The sequence below is a fragment of the Methylotuvimicrobium sp. genome, assembly GCF_050611805.1.
Taxonomy (GTDB): domain Bacteria; phylum Pseudomonadota; class Gammaproteobacteria; order Methylococcales; family Methylomonadaceae; genus Methylotuvimicrobium.
This window is the reverse complement of the sequence record NZ_JBNGHF010000005.1, coordinates 88054-105125: the sequence shown is the minus strand read 5'-3', so window position 1 is coordinate 105125 and position 17072 is coordinate 88054. Positions and strand designations below refer to the sequence as shown.

The 17072-nt window shown below is 47.5% G+C and carries 9 protein-coding genes; 7 read left to right on the top strand and 2 right to left on the bottom strand.

Going from position 1 to position 17072, the window contains the following annotated elements:
• The first annotated feature begins 13 nt into the window (after nucleotides 1–13).
• From malQ to glgB, 6 genes are all read left to right on the top strand, one after another.
• Entirely contained in the window at nucleotides 14–1489 is a 1476-nt protein-coding gene (malQ, locus tag ACRJJO_RS04380) for a 4-alpha-glucanotransferase (protein WP_431064693.1), read from the top strand.
• Between the two features lie 394 nt (nucleotides 1490–1883).
• Entirely contained in the window at nucleotides 1884–2564 is a 681-nt protein-coding gene (locus ACRJJO_RS04375) for a DUF4912 domain-containing protein (protein ID WP_431064692.1), read from the top strand.
• A 213-nt stretch (nucleotides 2565–2777) separates the two neighbouring features.
• Nucleotides 2778–4391, top strand: coding sequence for a glycoside hydrolase family 57 protein (locus ACRJJO_RS04370; protein WP_431064691.1), 1614 nt, complete (start codon nucleotides 2778–2780; stop codon nucleotides 4389–4391).
• Nucleotides 4392–4594: 203 nt separating this feature from the next.
• Complete coding sequence (gene glgA, locus ACRJJO_RS04365) at nucleotides 4595–7129, top strand: glycogen synthase GlgA (protein ID WP_431064690.1); 2535 nt, start codon at nucleotides 4595–4597, stop codon at nucleotides 7127–7129.
• A gap of 12 nt (nucleotides 7130–7141) precedes the next feature.
• Entirely contained in the window at nucleotides 7142–8410 is a 1269-nt protein-coding gene (locus ACRJJO_RS04360; protein ID WP_431064689.1) for an alpha-amylase family glycosyl hydrolase, read from the top strand.
• A 335-nt stretch (nucleotides 8411–8745) separates the two neighbouring features.
• Entirely contained in the window at nucleotides 8746–10971 is a 2226-nt protein-coding gene (glgB, locus tag ACRJJO_RS04355) for a 1,4-alpha-glucan branching protein GlgB (RefSeq protein WP_431064688.1), read from the top strand.
• 153 nt (nucleotides 10972–11124) lie between these two features.
• Here the strand turns inward: glgB and ACRJJO_RS04350 are convergent, their stop codons facing one another.
• On the bottom strand, nucleotides 11125–11976 hold the full coding sequence (locus tag ACRJJO_RS04350; protein ID WP_431064687.1) for a quinoprotein dehydrogenase-associated putative ABC transporter substrate-binding protein: 852 nt from the start codon (nucleotides 11974–11976) through the stop codon (nucleotides 11125–11127).
• 505 nt (nucleotides 11977–12481) lie between these two features.
• Nucleotides 12482–14335: a methanol/ethanol family PQQ-dependent dehydrogenase gene (locus tag ACRJJO_RS04345; protein WP_431064686.1), complete on the bottom strand. Its 1854-nt coding sequence runs from the start codon at nucleotides 14333–14335 to the stop codon at nucleotides 12482–12484.
• A 263-nt stretch (nucleotides 14336–14598) separates the two neighbouring features.
• On the opposite strand from ACRJJO_RS04345, the gene ACRJJO_RS04340 reads away from it, so the two are divergent.
• Nucleotides 14599–17037: a cation:proton antiporter gene (locus tag ACRJJO_RS04340; RefSeq protein WP_431064685.1), complete on the top strand. Its 2439-nt coding sequence runs from the start codon at nucleotides 14599–14601 to the stop codon at nucleotides 17035–17037.
• The last annotated feature ends 35 nt before the right edge of the window (nucleotides 17038–17072 follow it).

Below are 17072 nucleotides of genomic sequence, written 5' to 3'. Positions count from 1 at the left end.
AGGGAAGTCGTTTGTGATTGATATTTTACATAGACGCCGTGCCGGAATTTTATTGCACATTACTTCACTCCCAGGCAATAGTGATAATGGTAATTTAGGGCCGGAAGCTTATCGGTTCGTCGACTTTCTAAACAGTGTCGGTGTAACGGTTTGGCAAACTTTGCCATTAAACATGCCTCACGATGATGGGTCTCCCTATCAGTGCATCTCCGCTCATGCAGGTAATACCGCTTTGATCGACTTGGATAAGTTGGTTGACAAAGGCTGGCTGAGCCGTGGCGAGCGTTGTCAAGAGTGTGGCGGCAGTCCGTCATTTGCAAGGGAGTGCTTACTCAATCACGCCTACTATGGCTTTAAGCTTCACGCGACCGAACACGAAAAAATCGAATTTACCAAATTTTGTATCGACAAAAAGTTTTGGTTGGATGATTACGCCTTATTTATCGCGCTGAGAAAAGAATTCAATAACCTTAGCTGGAATCAGTGGCCTGAACGGTATAAATCGCGCAATATTTCGGCGCTCAAAGAAGCTTCCAGACGCCTAAGCACTGAAATTGAAGCGATTAAATTCGAGCAATTCGTATTCTTTACACAGTGGCAAGAACTTAAAGATTATGCTGCGCGCCATGGTGTATTGTTGTTTGGCGATATTCCTATTTTCGTTTCTTACGACAGCGCCGATGTTTGGGTTCATCCGGAGGTGTTTAAACTGGATGAGCAGTTCGAAATGTCGGTAGTGGCGGGGGTACCGCCCGATTATTTTTCGGAAACGGGGCAGCGTTGGGGCAATCCGCATTACAACTGGTCATATCTTAAAAAAAATAGCTTCCATTGGTGGCTTGATCGAATCAAGACGCAAGTCGAAATGTTCGATATTATTCGTATCGATCATTTCAGGGGATTGGAGGCCGCCTGGGAAATTCCGGTGTCCGAACCCACGGCAATGAATGGTTGCTGGGTCAAGGCGCCGGGGCACGCCTTGTTAAAGACGATTTTCGATGCGTTTGGGCCTATTGCATTGGTAGCGGAAGATTTAGGCGTGATTACCGATAAAGTCGAAAAACTCAGGGACGATTTCTCTTTGCCGGGCATGAAAATTCTGCAATTCGCGTTTAGCGGCGGCCCAAGTAATCCTTATTTACCGGCCAATCTGGATAAAAATAGCGTTGTTTATACCGGCACGCACGATAACGATACTACCTTAGGATGGTACCGTCAGATCAGCGAGAAAGAGCAAGCTTATGTTTATGAATACTTAGGTCAGCCTGTCAGCTCGATGCCCTATACGCTAATACAAACCGCTTTAGCTTCGGTTGCGAATCTCGCTATCATTCCAATGCAGGATATTCTTGAGTTAGATACCGAACATCGCATGAATATTCCCGGTACGACCGAAGGGAATTGGCTGTGGCGTTTTACATGGGATCAATTATTACCATTGCACAGTCAGCGTTTGGCGCGTGCGATTAAACTTTACGGGCGAGATTAAACCGGTTGCAGTTTGCCTAAGATTTGTTCGGGTTTACCTTTTTAGCAAAATTAGCTGGCAAAAAGAGTATGCCCATCGTAGATTAAAATTCGGCGCCGGGGTGACCATTAAAGGACGCTGTGAACCTAGTACCTAAATTATCCTAGATGGTTAAGCATGGGCTATGGGCTATGGAATTTAGGTGCTGGGTGAATACGTCCATGTAAGCAAAGCCTTTGCCGATCACCCCGGTGCCTCCTTAAGCATCGCCGAAATTTTAGTGCAAAAGGTATAATTTAAATTGACACTTTAAGGCTTCAGTCAGGATAATCCTCTAATGATTCATGTCGATATGACGTTTACTTTTCAGTACTGCGGATGTGGCTAAAAGTTTTATGAAATCAGGAAATAATGAATGAGATATTGGCATTCCAGGCATAACCCTAAGCTCGCTCTATCGTCTCAAGAAATCCAACACATCAGTCAAACCATTAGTCATACCTATCATCCTTTGCAATTCAGTCAGGCTGAACCGCTTAATTTTCCTCCGCTCATTATTTTACCGATAGATCCCTATCATCTTCATGCCTATTGGCGTATTGCCGGCGTTACTCCTCTGCTGCAGGCGAAGAATAATCCGTTAATATTACGCTTGTTCTGGCAGCTTGATTGGACGGATAGTCAAGAGCATCAGCGTCCATGGTTTGATGCCGGCGAGGTATCCTCGTACGCCAATGCTAAAATTCAATTGCCGGTTGCCGGCGCAATTTATACGGCGGCGATTGGTCAATGCGACAGTAATGGAGACTTTATTGTATATGTTCGCTCGCTGCCTGTTAGTATGCCTTCTTCTGCGATGACGCCGGTGACCGAACTAACAAGGCCTTTAGTCTTTGATGAAGCCGATATTGACGCTAAAATTCGGCAAACATTAAGCGAGCCCGATGTCGAAGAAATCCCCTTTTCTCCGGCGTCTCCGATTCACTCGAGCCCAGCGGAACGATTTGAGCTTCATGATATGGATAGTTATTCGAGCGCCGGTATATCCTGCCTGCAGAATAGCAATAAAACTCACTTAGGAATATGCACAAAATAACTCTTACAAGTAATAGGCTTTGCGGCGGTTCGATGGCTCGCTTGACAGGATGTCGCAAGCCCATTCATGGGTGCTTGTGGGTAGCTCCATGCTGCCGAAACCCTCGCCAAGTATCTCCGACACCCTTTTTGATCCCCAAATTGGGAATTGCTAACCAAGCTCCCTTCCAACAGTTGTCGAAGTTATTTCATGCTCGTTCCTTAGGTACTTAAGATGGATAGGGGCGGTTTATGCATTGTATTACATGCCCATTTGCCTTACGTACATCATCCCGAGTATGAGCATTTTTTTGAAGAGCGCTGGTTATTCGAAGCGATAACCGAGTGTTATTTGCCGTTGCTTAACATGTGCGAGCGCTTGAATCGTGATCGTGTGCGATATCGACTGACACTGTCGTTATCGCCGACCTTGTTGACGATGTTGAATAATGAGTTATTGCAACAGCGCTATGTTCGCCATTTGCAAGGTTTAATCAGATTAGCCGAGCAGGAAATTTCCAGAACCCGCAAGCAAGCCGAATATCAGTATTTGGCTCGTTTATATCGACGTAATTTCAAGGCGGCATTGCAATGTTATCGGCAGGATTATGATTGTGATTTAGTTGCGGCTTTCAAAAAACAGGCTGAATTAGGCGGCCTGGAATTGATTACCTGCGCGGCTACCCACGGTTTTTTGCCGTTACTGAACGTTTCCGAAAGTGCGGTGCGCAATCAGATCAACATGGGCGTTGAAACCTTCAAACAGTGCTTCGGTTTTGTGCCTAAAGGATTTTGGTTGCCCGAATGCGGTTATTACCCTGGCTTGGAAATACAGCTTGACGAAGCCGGTCTGGGTTATTTTTTTGTGGATAGCCATGCTTTAACTCAAGCAAGACCGCAAGCTGAATGTGGCGTTTATGCGCCGATAGCCTGCGCCAACGGAGTCGCGGCTTTTGCCCGTGATCCCGAATCGTCGCGTCAAGTCTGGAGTGCGCAGGAAGGGTATCCAGGCGACGGCGACTATCGTGAATATCATTGCGATATCGGTTATGATTCCACTATTCCGGAGAGTTATCTCGCACCATATTTATTGGAAGAAACGATTCGCGTGCCCGTCGGCATCAAATATCAGCGAGTGACGGGAGGAGGTGGCCCGAAAGCGGCTTATCGGCCACGTCAAGCATTGATGAAAGCGAGGCAACATGCTCAAGACTTTTATTTGAAGCGACAACGACAGCTTGACGATCTGAGTTATCGGATGGGAAAAGCGCCGATTATTGTGGCCCCCTACGACGCAGAACTGTTCGGTCATTGGTGGTTTGAGGGGCCGCAATGGTTAGAATTTTTATTACGCCTAGTTGGCGGCAATAAGTCGGGAATGCAGTTGGTCAGTGGCAGCGATTATTTGTCGCGTTTTCAACACTTGCAAACCGCAACGCCTTCGGCATCGAGTTGGGGCGAACAGGGCTATTCCGGATACTGGCTCAATGAAACCAATGCTTGGATTTATCCCGTTTTACACAAATCGGCGATGTTGATGGAGGAGTTAGCCGAAGAGTTTCAACAAGTCCCCCGTTTGTCCTTGGAGGAGCGGGCTTTGAATCAGGCGGCACGGTCGTTATTATTGGCGCAGGCCTCGGATTGGCCGTTCATTATGAAGTCAGGGACGACCGTCGAGTACGCTAAAAAGCGTATTCTCGATCATTTGGCTCGCTTTAATTATCTGCAAGAAAGCGTTCGCACGCATACAATAAACGAACACTATTTGACGGCGTTAGAAGTGATGGATGATATTTTTCCGATGCTTGATTTTCGGACTTATAAAACACAACCGCGGACAACAGACTAAGCTAAGGATTCGGTCATAAGACTTCCCTAGTTTTTATGTAGGGTAGACTGGTTTGGTTGCTTGATAGGTGTCGATGGTGGGGCATCCTGTCAAGTGAGTTACCGAGCTCGCTACTCAGTTCATAGAGTCAGGAGGTTATTTGTCGCGAAATCCTAAGGGCGGCGGGAAAGTATATCTTTTAATTGGCATGATAGGTCTGATTTATGGCAAAGCAAACTACAACTAAAACCAGAAGCTCCACAAAAACAGCAACAACGAATAAGGCGTCCGAAAAGCCGACTACAGAGAATCAATCGGCGTTAACGCCTGAGGTGGAGGAGGAGCAGGCGAGTGCTGCTGCGTCGACGGTTAACGATGACCCTAAAGCCGAGTCTTTCAAAATGGAAAAGTCGACTCAGACAGATGATGCGCCGAAGCCTAATCTGTCTTCGGAATCCGAAACGGCAGCAAAATCTAAAACAGTTCCGAAAGCTAAAACGGCGCCGGAAGTTAAGTCTTCACCTAAAGCGCAGACTACAAAACCGGCTCAAGCAGAGCCTGTGAAAAAGGCCTCGTCAAAAACTGCAAATGCGGCAAAATCCCCTGTTAAGCCTAAGGCGAAAGCAGCTCCTAAAAACAAGCTTTCCGAAAAAACCAAGACTGTCTCTAGCGTCAATACGCCGACTCAAGCTAAGAAGGATGAAGAGAAGGCTAAAGCCGAAATAAAAGTTAAGGATTCTCCGAAAACTAAGTCTGCAGAAGAACTTAAGTCGGCGCCAATGCGTAATTCTGCGAACTCAAATTCTGATCAGCCGACTGAATCCGATCGGCAAAATAAAGCACCAGAAACAACAGCGCAGGAAAAGCCGAAAGCGGATTCGTTGTCGCCTGCGCCGGTTTTGCCTGTTGTTCCGCAAAACGAGATTGCGGCGGTAGAGAATGTTGCTTCGAAGGGGGCAGCGTCTAGTCAAGTTTCCGAAAAAGCCGCTCCTAAACAGTCCGGTACCGCCGGCGAAACCCAAGTCGAGACGTCTTCCAAGGGCGACGAATCTGTATACCGGGAGCCCAATACGGCATTTATCACACCTTTGCCCGAGGTTGCTCAGGCGACATCCATCAGTCCCGATGTGCCGTCGGAAAAGTTTCGGCGGCAACCCGATTATAGTAAGGCAGAGCCAATAGCGCCGCCCCCCGAGTCTTCGGTGCCGGAGCCCGTTGCCGACATGATGTCGCACCTCGAGCATGCGCCATACCACGACCAACCCGGTCCCGACTACCCGCATATGTTTGTCGTGCAGATTACTCCGGAATTGGCGCCCCTGGCGAAGGTCGGAGGTTTGGCGGATGTTGTGACCGGTTTAAGCCGCGAACTGGAATTGCGCGGACACAGTGTCGAGATTATTTTGCCCAAATACGATTGTATGCATTACGATCATATTTGGGGCTTATGCAAAACCTATGACGACCTTTGGGTGCCCTGGTATAACGGCCATATTCATTGTACGGTCTGGTTCGGTTTCGTTCATGGCCGTAAATGCTTTTTCATCGAGCCGCACTCTCCGGACAATTTCTTCAATCGTGGCACGATTTACGGCTTTAATGACGACGTGCTGCGCTACGCGTTCTTTTGCCGCGCCGCGTTGGAATTTCTTTGGAAATCCGGCAAACATCCCGATGTGATTCACTGCCACGACTGGCAAACGGCATTGGTGCCGGTGTTTTTATATGAGATCTATCAGAATTTAGGCTTCTGGCATCCGAGAGTATGTTTTACGATTCATAACTTCAAGCATCAAGGGTTGACGGGCGACTTCTTATTGAATGCGACGGGCCTGCATCGACCGGAGTATTATTTTCATCATGATCGCTTGTTGGATAATCGGATTCCGCATGCGTTGAATTTGATGAAAGGCGGTATAGTCTATTCCAACTTCGTTACGACGGTATCGCCGCGTTATGCCGGAGAAACCAAAGACGGCGGCCAAGGATTCGGTTTGGAACCGACCCTTCATGCGCATCATTATAAGTTCGGTGGTGTGGTCAACGGGATCGATTATGATGTCTGGAATCCCGAAATCGACCCGCATATCGCCGCTCCCTTTACTGTGGAAAAAGTAGACAATAAATATCTCAATAAACGGGCTTTACGCGATCGCTTGTTGCTAGCGGACAATGAAAAACCGATTATTGCTTTCGTCGGACGGCTCGATCCTCAGAAAGGGTTGGACTTGGTTCGTCATGCACTGTTTTATTCATTGAACCATCGGGCTCAGTTCGTGTTGCTAGGCTCAAGTCCCGAGCGGGATATCAATAGCTATTTCTGGGAGTTGAAGCGGCATTTAAACGAGAGTCCCGATTGCCATATCGAAGTCGGTTTCGACGAAGGCTTGGCGCATCTGATTTATGCCGGTGCGGATATGATTGTCGTGCCTAGCCTGTTCGAACCTTGCGGTCTAACCCAGTTGATTGCGATGAAATACGGCACGGTTCCGATTGTTCGCGAGGTCGGCGGTTTGGCCGATACGGTCTTCGACAAGGACCATGCTCATCACAAAGCCTTGCACGAGCGCAACGGCTATGTTTTTAGGGATTACAACAATGATGGGCTGGAGTCGGCATTGTCGCGCGCGATCGATTGTTATTATCAATTTCCGGATCATTTTCGGGAGTTGATGAAAAATGCAATGCGTTGCGATTACTCCTGGAAATATCCGGGACAACATTACCTGAATATCTATGATTATATTCGTAACAAATAAAGAGGCCGATTCATGAGGATGTACAACTTGTTCCCCCTGTTGGCAGGCCACTTCGGGCAGTGGGAGGCGCACTTGGAAAGGGCCGCGGCGATGCGGTTCGATTGGGTTTTTGTCAACCCGTTACAAAAAACCGGGGCGTCCGGCAGTCTATATTCTATTGCCGATTATTTTCAGTTAAACCCGCTGTTAGTCGATCCGAAATCCAAAAAGACCGCCGAGCAACAATTGCGGGCCTTGATTCAACAGGCTGAGAAAAAACACCGACTCCGCTTTATGACCGATTTGGTATTGAATCACTGTGCGATCGATTCGCCCTTGTTAAAACAGCACCCTGAATGGTTTGTTCGTGAGCATGGGCAGGTGCAGCGTCCTTTTTGTCTCGAAGACGGCGGCCATAAAGTGGTGTGGGAGGATTTAGCGCAACTCGATCATGGCCGCAGTCACGATAATGGGCTTTATGCCTATTATCGTAAAATCATCGAGTCATACATCGATCTGGGTTTTAAAGGCTTTCGTTGCGATGCCGCCTATCAATTATCGCCCGAACTTTGGCGGCAATTGATTACGGATACGAAACAAAAACATCCCGATGTGGTGTTTACCGCTGAAACGCTAGGCTGCAGCGCCGAGCGAACCAAGCAAACCGCGCAAGCCGGGTTTGATTATATTTTCAATAGTTCCAAATGGTGGGATTTCGAAAGTCCTTGGTTACCGGAACAGTATCAATTATTGCGCCAAGCCGCCCCGTCGATCAGTTTTCCCGAAAGCCACGATACGCCTCGATTATTTGCCGAAAGCAACGGCAATGCCGAAGCCCTAAAACAGCGTTACTTGTTTTCGGCCGTATTCAGCAGCGGCGTGATGATGCCGATGGGTTACGAATACGGTTTTAGCAAACCGCTGCATGTGGTGCATACGCGCCCCGAGGACTGGGAAAATACCGAGGTGGATTTGACCGAGTTTATTACTCAAGTCAACACCTTGAAAGCCGATTACCCTGTATTTCAAGAGGAGGGGCCTTTTAACCTAATCGGTTATCCGCAATCGCCGATACTCTTTTTCTGGAAAGCCAGCTTATCCGGACAACAAGAAGCTTTGATCTTGTTAAATAAAGACCCTTGGCAACGCCATGAGTTTTCGACGCCCGATCTATATCAATATGTTCAGTCGCGCGCGCCGTTTACCGATCTATCGCCGGAGTATCCGCTAGCTTATGTGCCGAGTCCCTATCATTTCGACTTATTGCCGGGTATGGTGCGGGTCATGGTCACTACACAGTAGACGGCTCGGTAAAAGTTAAGATTTTACAATTACAGGTGCCAGAATAACGACGCCGAATCAATGCTAAAACCAGGATAGCACATTAAAACAGGAGAGCGGGAACCGGGCTTGTCGAGGCAAGCTGAGCTATCCCCACCCGAATGATATACCTTTCGTACTTTTTTAAATTTCGGCATTAGCCTATGGAGGTGCCGGTGTGTTCGGCAAAGGCTTTGATAGCATGGATGCTATCATAGAGCCTACATGGACGTATTTACGGCGTCCTTTGACGGGCACCCCGGCACCGAAATTTGACAAGCAAGGGGTATAAATTCGCGGGCTTCCCGCAAAAGCAGATGAGTAAAACAAAACTATCCACAGAATTACAGAGTCTTGTCGATGCAAAATGCAGCGATCCCTTTGCCGTTTTAGGCCGTCATCCCAAGGATGATAAACAGGTTGTGGTACGGGCTTTTTTGCCCCATGCCGAAACCGTGGCCTTGGCCGAAGGAAACGTGCCATTGACTCGAATTGAAGGTACGGCTCTTTTCGAATGGCATGGCTTAGCATCACAAGTTCCTCCATGCTATCGGCTGATTTGGCGCGATCAAGACCATTACGAGCACATTGGTTACGATCCTTATTGTTACGGACCGCAATTACCGGATTACGATTTACATTTATTCAGTGAAGGTAAACATTGGCATGCTTACCGTTTGCTAGGCGCACGCGTACACGAAATCGAAAATGTCGCCGGCGTGCTGTTTTCCGTGTGGGCGCCTAATGCGGAGCGGGTCAGCGTAGTCGGCGATTTTAATCGCTGGGACGGCCGATGCCATCAAATGCGAGTGCATGGTAATGGGGTGTGGGAGCTTTTTATTCCAGGATTAGAGCCCGGCTTAGTTTATAAGTATGAAATTCGCGCGAAGAACGGCGATATTTTATTAAAGACAGATCCTTACGGTCGGTTTTATGAGGTTCGCCCGAATACGGCAAGCATTGTAACGGCAAACGATAAGTTTAATTGGCATGACCAAAAATGGTTGAAACAGCGTGAGAAGTTCGATTGGCAGCACAAGCCGATTAGCATTTACGAGGTGCATTTGGGGTCTTGGCAGCGAGGCTCCGAAGGCGAGTTGCTCAATTACCGGCAATTGGCGGTGGCCTTGGTGGAATATGCCAAAACTTTGGGGTTTACCCATCTTGAGTTATTGCCGGTTACTGAGCACCCCTATGATAAATCGTGGGGCTACCAAACGACGGGGTACTATGCACCAACTAGCCGATTCGGTAGCCCCGAAGATTTTCGCTGGTTTGTCGATTATTGTCATCAGCATGAGATCGGTGTTATTCTCGATTGGGTGCCGGCGCATTTTCCAAAAGATGCGCATGCGCTTGCATGGTTCGACGGCACATCGCTTTACGAGCATGAAGATCCAAGGCTCGGTGAACATCGTGATTGGTCGACATTGATCTTTAATTTCGGTCGCTATGAAGTTAAGAACTTTTTGATCTCGAGTGCGCTATTCTGGCTTGAGGAATACCATGTAGACGGTTTGCGAGTCGATGCGGTAGCGTCAATGTTGTATCTTGATTATTCCCGTGAGGAAGGCGAGTGGATACCCAATAAATACGGCGGCCGCGAAAATTTGGAGGCCATCGACTTTTTAAGATCATTGAACGAAATTACCCATCAGCAAGTTCCCGGCGTGTTGATCATGGCCGAAGAGTCAACCGCTTGGCCGCAAGTCACCAAGCCTCCGTATGTCGGTGGGTTGGGCTTCGATTTGAAGTGGAATATGGGCTGGATGAACGATACGTTGCGCTATATGGAAAAAGAGTCGATCTATCGCCAATACCATCAGGGAGAATTAACCTTTAGTCTGATTTACGCCTTTACGGAAAATTTTCTATTGCCGTTTTCTCACGATGAAGTGGTTCACGGCAAGCAATCGATGTTATATAAAATGCCTGGCGATGAGTGGCAGCGCTTTGCTAATTTGCGTTTGGTGTATTTTTATATGTTTACCCACCCCGGCAAAAAGTTGCTCTTCATGGGTTGTGAATTCGGTCAAGGACGCGAATGGGATAGCAGTCAAGTGCTTGACTGGTATGTGTTGGCCTATCCGATCCACCAAGGCTTGCAACATCTGGTTAAGACGCTGAATCACACCTATCAAAAGGAGACGGCTTTACACGCCAATGATTTTACCGATGCGGGATTTGAGTGGATTGATTGCCATGATGCCCATAACTCGGTGCTGATCTATATCCGCAAGGATCCGGAGACAGGCGCGTTTCTCATTGTGGCGTTGAATTTTACCCCGGTGCCTCGGGAGTATTATCACATTGGTGTACCGGCAGCCGGGCGTTATGATGAAATTCTTAACTCCGATGCGCAGGAATTCGGTGGCAGCGGGGTGATAAATTCACCGGACGGTATTTGGACTCAGGAACAAGCCTGGATGAATCGGCCTCACTCGCTCTATATCACTTTGCCGCCTTTAGGTGGGGTCGTCTTAAAACACAGTCAAACGGCACCCGGTCCGCAAGCGGTGTTAACGCCTCCCAAAAAGAATTAATCCTGAAAAAACCAGGCTAAATTCAAATGATTTAGCCTGGTGGATTTTATATCTGCATTTTGACTTTCGCGTCTAACTATAAAAGCCGAAAACTTGACCGCTCGAAGTGGAATAACATATCCGGCTGATTAGTTGGGAAGATAACGATTCATATTAGTCGTCATCTTTGCGGATTTTTTGTTTTGGAATCGGTAATAATGGGACTTGGTAGCCGGCGATAATTTTTTGAATGTCATCGAAATTTTCGTCAATGAGCCGGTTGAGCATTTCTTTTCGCGCCTTATCGCCGTATCGAACACCCATAGCTATCGAGAAATCGAATTTCATGCCCGGTGACGAGCTCATAGGGATGACAGTGAAGCTATCTTTGGGGTTTTGCGAGAGCACATGGCCCGCCATCGGCCCCCAGAGGACAGCCATATCAATTATTCCGGCTTTTAGATCCTTATTGATCTGCATAGCCACATTGTTTTCATTATCGCCGGTCATGGTTTGGTAAGGCACGCCTTGATCGAGTAAGCCCAACTTTTGCAGCCAAGCCGTACCCGGCCCCCTGTCGAACATCGCAATGCGTAACGATTCTTGACGCTGGAGCGGTATATCGTTTAATTGTTCCGCCGACTCGATATCGTTCCAGCCACGATTCTTGGCGATCAGTAAGACATAGGTCGAATGATAATAGGGGTTGGTTGTTAAAGTTCGATCGTAACCGGCCGGGACGCCTATGACGACATCGCATTTATATTCGTCTTCGGAATCGCCGACTGTTGCGGTCAGCGTGTTGCGGATAAAGCCTATGCGATTGGGAAACCAAGTGTACTCAAGGTCTTGCCCCAATTTCTTGGCGAATAATTCGGCAATTTTATTTTCGAAGCCATCGCCGTTTTTAGTGGAATACGGAGGATCCAACGGGTCTGCACAGACTCTGAATTTGTCTTCGGCATTGGCTGTGGAGGTTATGGCGGCACATAACAAAACGTTAAATAATAAAGTCCTGAGAGTCATTTTTTCTCCTGGTAGGTTCGAAACTAAGTCAGATAGTTTAATGTATCTGAGCCCTAAAGGCTAAGTTGCAACGCGGGCATCATCCTATAAAATGCATTTTATCCACGAAACACACGAAAATATCAGCAATTCCCAGTTTGAGCAGTTTCGCCGATTTTAAGGTGTGAGGTATGCCTATCGAGGAACGCCGTAAACCCTCCATGGGGGCTTGGCGCCAGCTCCCTGCTGCTGACTGACATCCTCGCCAAGCATAACCCCACACCCTTTTTGATCCCCAAATTGGGAATTGCTGCGAAAATATTTAAATAATTATATTTTCCAAGTTGCTCACCATATAGGTGATTCAAGAGAATTATTTAACCGTATGATTACTTTCGTGTATTTCGTGGACTGACTGCCGAATTTAGGATTATTGGGTTCCGGTTCTGTGGGGTGTGACGGTCAAAAAAAAACCCCGGTCGAAAATCGACCGGGGTTTGTTCCTATCTAAAAATCAGATATTTTCTTAATTAGGCAATGCAAATACAGTTAATGTGCCGCCCAATTTAGTGTAAGAGCTCAGACTTCTGTATGCGCCGACCGCTCCTAAACCTTCAGAGTTTGAAGAGTCAGATCCGTCGTCGAGTCCGGCCGCTATGCCGATACCGGCCCAGCCGCCAACGCCTGACAGTACGCCGACATATTGTTTCCCGTTGTATTCCCAAGTATTGACGTTACCGATGATACCGGAAGGCGTTTTAAATCTGTAAAGCTCTTTACCGGTCTTCGCGTCGACCGCTTTCAAGTAGCCTTCCAGAGTGCCGTAGAAAACGACACCGCCGGCAGTAGCCAACGAACCTGACCATACCGAGAATTGCTCTTTGTTAGACCAAATGATTTTACCGGTTGTAGCATCCCAAGCAGTGAATTGACCTAGGTTGTTAGAGCCGTCTTCTTTTCCTGTGATTGCATCTTTACCGGCTGGGAACATAGACAATGTCGCGCCAACATAAGGTTGGCCGGCAGTGTATTCAACCTCGAACGGTTCGTAGTCCATGCAAACGTGGTTGCCGGAAATGTAGAAATAACCGGTTTGCGGAGAGTAAGAGACAGGCTGTTGGTTTTTGCTTCCTAATGCAGCAGGGCAAACGCCTTGAGTGTTTTCGTCTTCACCGTTATATTCCGTGCTGTATTGAGAAACGACTTGCGGACGGCCGGATTTCATGTCGACATGAGTCGCCCAGTTAACCGCTTTGTCGAATTTTTCGGCAACCAACAATTCGCCGGTAACGCGATCCAGCGTGTAGCCGAAACCGTTACGGTCGAAGTGAACGGCGGTTTTGCGCAATTTGCCGTTGATTTTTTGATCGACTAGCGCGACTTCATTGATTCCGTCGTAATCCCATTCGTCATGCGGGGTCATTTGGTAAACCCATTTGACTTCGCCGGTGTCTGCGTCACGAGCCCACAATGACATCGACCATTTGTTGTCGCCAGGACGTTGTACAGGGTTCCAAGTCGAAGGGTTGCCCGATCCGTAATAGACCAGGTTCAACTCCGGATCATAGCTGTACCATCCCCAGGTGGTGCCGCCGCCGATTTTCCATTGGTCGCCTTCCCAAGTGCTGGTGCTCGAGTCTTTGCCGACCAGTTGAACTTTGCCGTCTTTCCAAGTTGTCGTTTTGCTTGAATTGATCAGAGTATCTGAATCGGGGCCCATGCTGTAGCCTTTCCAGTCCAACTCGCCGGTGCGGATGTTGTAAGCCGCCAAGAAGCCGCGCACGCCGAATTCACCGCCGGAGATGCCTGTGATGACTTTGTCTTTAACAACCAAAGGCGCTTGGGTGTTGGTCATGCCCAATTTAGGGTCGCCGTTTTGCACGCTCCATACGCGTTTACCGGTTTTTGCGTCCAATGCAGTCAAGACAGTATCGGATTGTTGCAAGAAGATTTTGCCGTCGCCGTAAGCCAGACCTCGGTTAACGGTATCGCAACACATCACAGGAATCGTGACGTCGGCGTCTTGTTGCGGAGTATATTCCCAAATGACCGCTTGAGACTTTTGGTCGATCGCATAAACGGTGTTAGGGAACGGAGTGTGAATATACATGACGTCATTGACAACTAGAGGGCCGCCTTCATGACCGCGCAGAACGCCGGTTGAAAAAGTCCATGCAGGTTGCAGGTTTTTGACGTTAGAAGTGTTGATTTGTTTGAGTTCGCTGTAACGGGTGCCGTGATAGTTACCGCCCCAAGTTGCCCAGTTCGCAGGGTTCTTGGTCAATTTTTCAACTTCGCTATTCGCTTGAGATACTGCAGGTACTGCAAGCAGGGCAGCGACAGTTGAGGCAATCAGCCAGCTTTTGACAGGCTTCTTCATATATTTCCTCCTGGTATCCTGTTACGCGACAGAATACGGGTTATGATTTTTAAGACTAATATTAGTTTTAAGTAATTTATGGGGCGACGATCATTCCCTCTACCGGAGAACTAACAAGTGCCGCGCCAGGTGTGTAAATTTAAGGATTTTTTCCTAAAAGTCAACTTTTAAGGCGGACGACAAGCCTTTAAATTACACTGTCGTTCGGGAATATAAGCTCAGGGTTCGGCTTATCGAGCTCATTGTATCAACAACCTTCTATTATGCAAATTTCCTACTTGCTTTCTGTTGTTTTGGTGTTTCTGACCGTTGCAATGGTGATTGCCGGATTGACCAAGCATTTGCGGTTGCCTTATACCGTTTTGTTAGTGTTAATGGGCTTGATGATTAATTTAACTAGCACGTTGACCGATCAAGTGGCCTTTGTGGGTGGGTTTCGATTGACTCATGAATTGGTGTTGTTTGTCTTTTTACCGGCATTGATTTTCGAATCCGCGATGAGTCTCGATGCGCGGGCCTTATTAAAAGATCTGGTTCCGGTTGTCGTGATGGCGATTCCGGGTATGTTGATTTCGGCATTTCTGGTTGGCCTTGGATTAGTGGTGTCGCTACAGCTCGATTGGCTTGTCGCGCTATTGTTCGGTGCACTGATTTCTGCAACGGATCCGGTCGCCGTGATTGCTTTGTTTAAGGAACTTGGTGTCAGTCGAAGGCTTGCTGTATTGGTAGAGGGCGAATCGTTATTCAACGATGCCACGGCGATCGTATTATTTAATATCGTACTCGGTTTTCTTTTGACCGGACAGTACGACTGGGCCGATTCGCTATCGGCAGTTCCGGCTTTTATTCGGGTGTTTGTCGGCGGCGCGGGAGTCGGTGTTTTCGGCGGCCTGCTATTTAGCGAATTGATAGTTAGGCTGGCTCAAAGCGGACGCAGTATTATTTTAGTATTTACGCTGATTATGGCTTATTCGGCGTTCATCGTTGCCGAGCGCATTTTCCATGTGTCGGGCGTCATGTCGGTGTTGGCTTCTGCGTTATGTTTTAAAATAGTCGGCTTGCCGAGGTTGTCGGGTGACATCGAGCATGTTGTCAAAGAATTTTGGGAAGTTATTGTTTTAATATTTAATTCGTTGCTGTTCATTATGATCGGCTTATCGGTGGATCTATTCTCGTTGCTCGGTAATTGGAACCCTGTTTTGTGGGCGGTAATGGCTGTGGCAATCGCGCGAGCCGTGAGTATTTATGCGTTCATGCCGTTTACGAACTATTTATTCGGGTTGCCTAAAATTTATCTTACTAGCCGGCATATCATGTGGTGGGGTGGTCTGAAGGGCGGTTTGGCAGTGGCGATTGCTTTCTCGATACCCGATACAGTGGCTGATAAACAATTATTGAAAGAGTTGACGCTAGGCGTTGTGATGGTGAGTATGCTGGTTAATGCATCTACGCTTAGGCCGCTGATGCATTGGTTGAAAATAGATCGCTTGAGCAATGAAGAGTGGCTCGAGTTACAGCAAGGCATGATTCAGCTTAAGTATTCGGTCGATGATGTTTTGCATAGCTTTGCTAATTTGCATTTACTTAACAGTGATATTCAAAATTCGGTTGTCTTCGATTTGCGCAAAAAATTGCCGTCGAGCGACAAGCCGATGTCCGAGGATCAGCAGTTAAAACAATTGCATTTGTTGGCATTGCAAGCCGAAACGGATGAGTTGGCGCGGTTGCACGATATCGGTCTGGTTAATTATTACACCTATTTTAATTTTCAGGATCTATTGAGAAAAGACCGGGCGAAAACGATAGAGGAGTTGTTGCTCATCGAATCCGCTAAAGATGAAAATAATCCGTTTTTGCGGTTTGAAATGTCGATGATCCACTTTTTAAGCAAATACGAGTGGACGCTCGGTTTGCTCATTAAATACCAAAGCGGCCGGTTTTCGAATCTCATTCGTCATGATATTGCCGGTGTATTGATGGCGCATGTCGCTTTGCAAAAACTTAAAACTGCCGACCCGAATTTATCCGGCGACAAATTAAATATCATTAAAAAAATATATCGGAACCGCTTGCATCGAAGGCAAGGACGTTTAAAGCGCTTCGGCGAATTATTTCCTGATTTTTATCGTCAATATGAAAACAGGCTGTTTCAAGAAGTGGCGCTGCTTTATTCGCATAAGCTAGTTGTTGAGGAATACGAACAAGGCAAATTGTCGGTTAAGGTCTTTCGGCGATTAGAACAGTGCTTATTCGATGCGCAAAAACAATTGCCGGCTATGACGGCAAGTTTGAGTCTGGCTAAACGAGATGATTGGTTTGATAGCGTCCCTTTGTTTTCCGGTTTGCCGAGGTTGGTAATCAAACGCTTAGCGGAGCAGGCGCGATATATTAGTTTCTTGCCTGGAGATACCTTGTTCAATGAAGGTGACAAAGGCGATTGTATTTATATATTAGTCAGCGGCAGCGTCAATGTATTCAAACAGGATGAGCAGGGGCAAAGCTTTCATGTCGCCGAATTACGTAAAGGCAGCTTTATCGGCGAGCATGCGTTATCAGCCAAGGCTGTCAGAACCGCGACGGTTAGAGCTAAAACGTATATTACCGTGCTGCGCTTGTCAGTCGAGCAGGTTGTTGAATTGTCGCAGCAAGCTCCCGATTTAGCCGGTCGATTACGGGACGCGGAATTTGGGTATTATGCTTGATAATGAAAGGTGAAAGAGGGGCGCTATTTGTTGGG

Bases quoted from the DNA above. Each gene is read 5' to 3' on its own strand.
- ACRJJO_RS04370 (WP_431064691.1), top strand. From the start codon at position 2,778: ATGGATAGGGGCGGTTTATGCATTGTATTACATGCCCATTTGCCTTAC.
- ACRJJO_RS04345 (WP_431064686.1), bottom strand. From the start codon at position 14,335: ATGAAGAAGCCTGTCAAAAGCTGGCTGATTGCCTCAACTGTCGCTGCC.
- glgA (WP_431064690.1), top strand. From the start codon at position 4,595: ATGGCAAAGCAAACTACAACTAAAACCAGAAGCTCCACAAAAACAGCA.
- ACRJJO_RS04340 (WP_431064685.1), top strand. From the start codon at position 14,599: ATGCAAATTTCCTACTTGCTTTCTGTTGTTTTGGTGTTTCTGACCGTT.
- ACRJJO_RS04360 (WP_431064689.1), top strand. From the start codon at position 7,142: ATGAGGATGTACAACTTGTTCCCCCTGTTGGCAGGCCACTTCGGGCAG.
- ACRJJO_RS04350 (WP_431064687.1), bottom strand. From the start codon at position 11,976: ATGACTCTCAGGACTTTATTATTTAACGTTTTGTTATGTGCCGCCATA.
- glgB (WP_431064688.1), top strand. From the start codon at position 8,746: ATGAGTAAAACAAAACTATCCACAGAATTACAGAGTCTTGTCGATGCA.
- ACRJJO_RS04375 (WP_431064692.1), top strand. From the start codon at position 1,884: ATGAGATATTGGCATTCCAGGCATAACCCTAAGCTCGCTCTATCGTCT.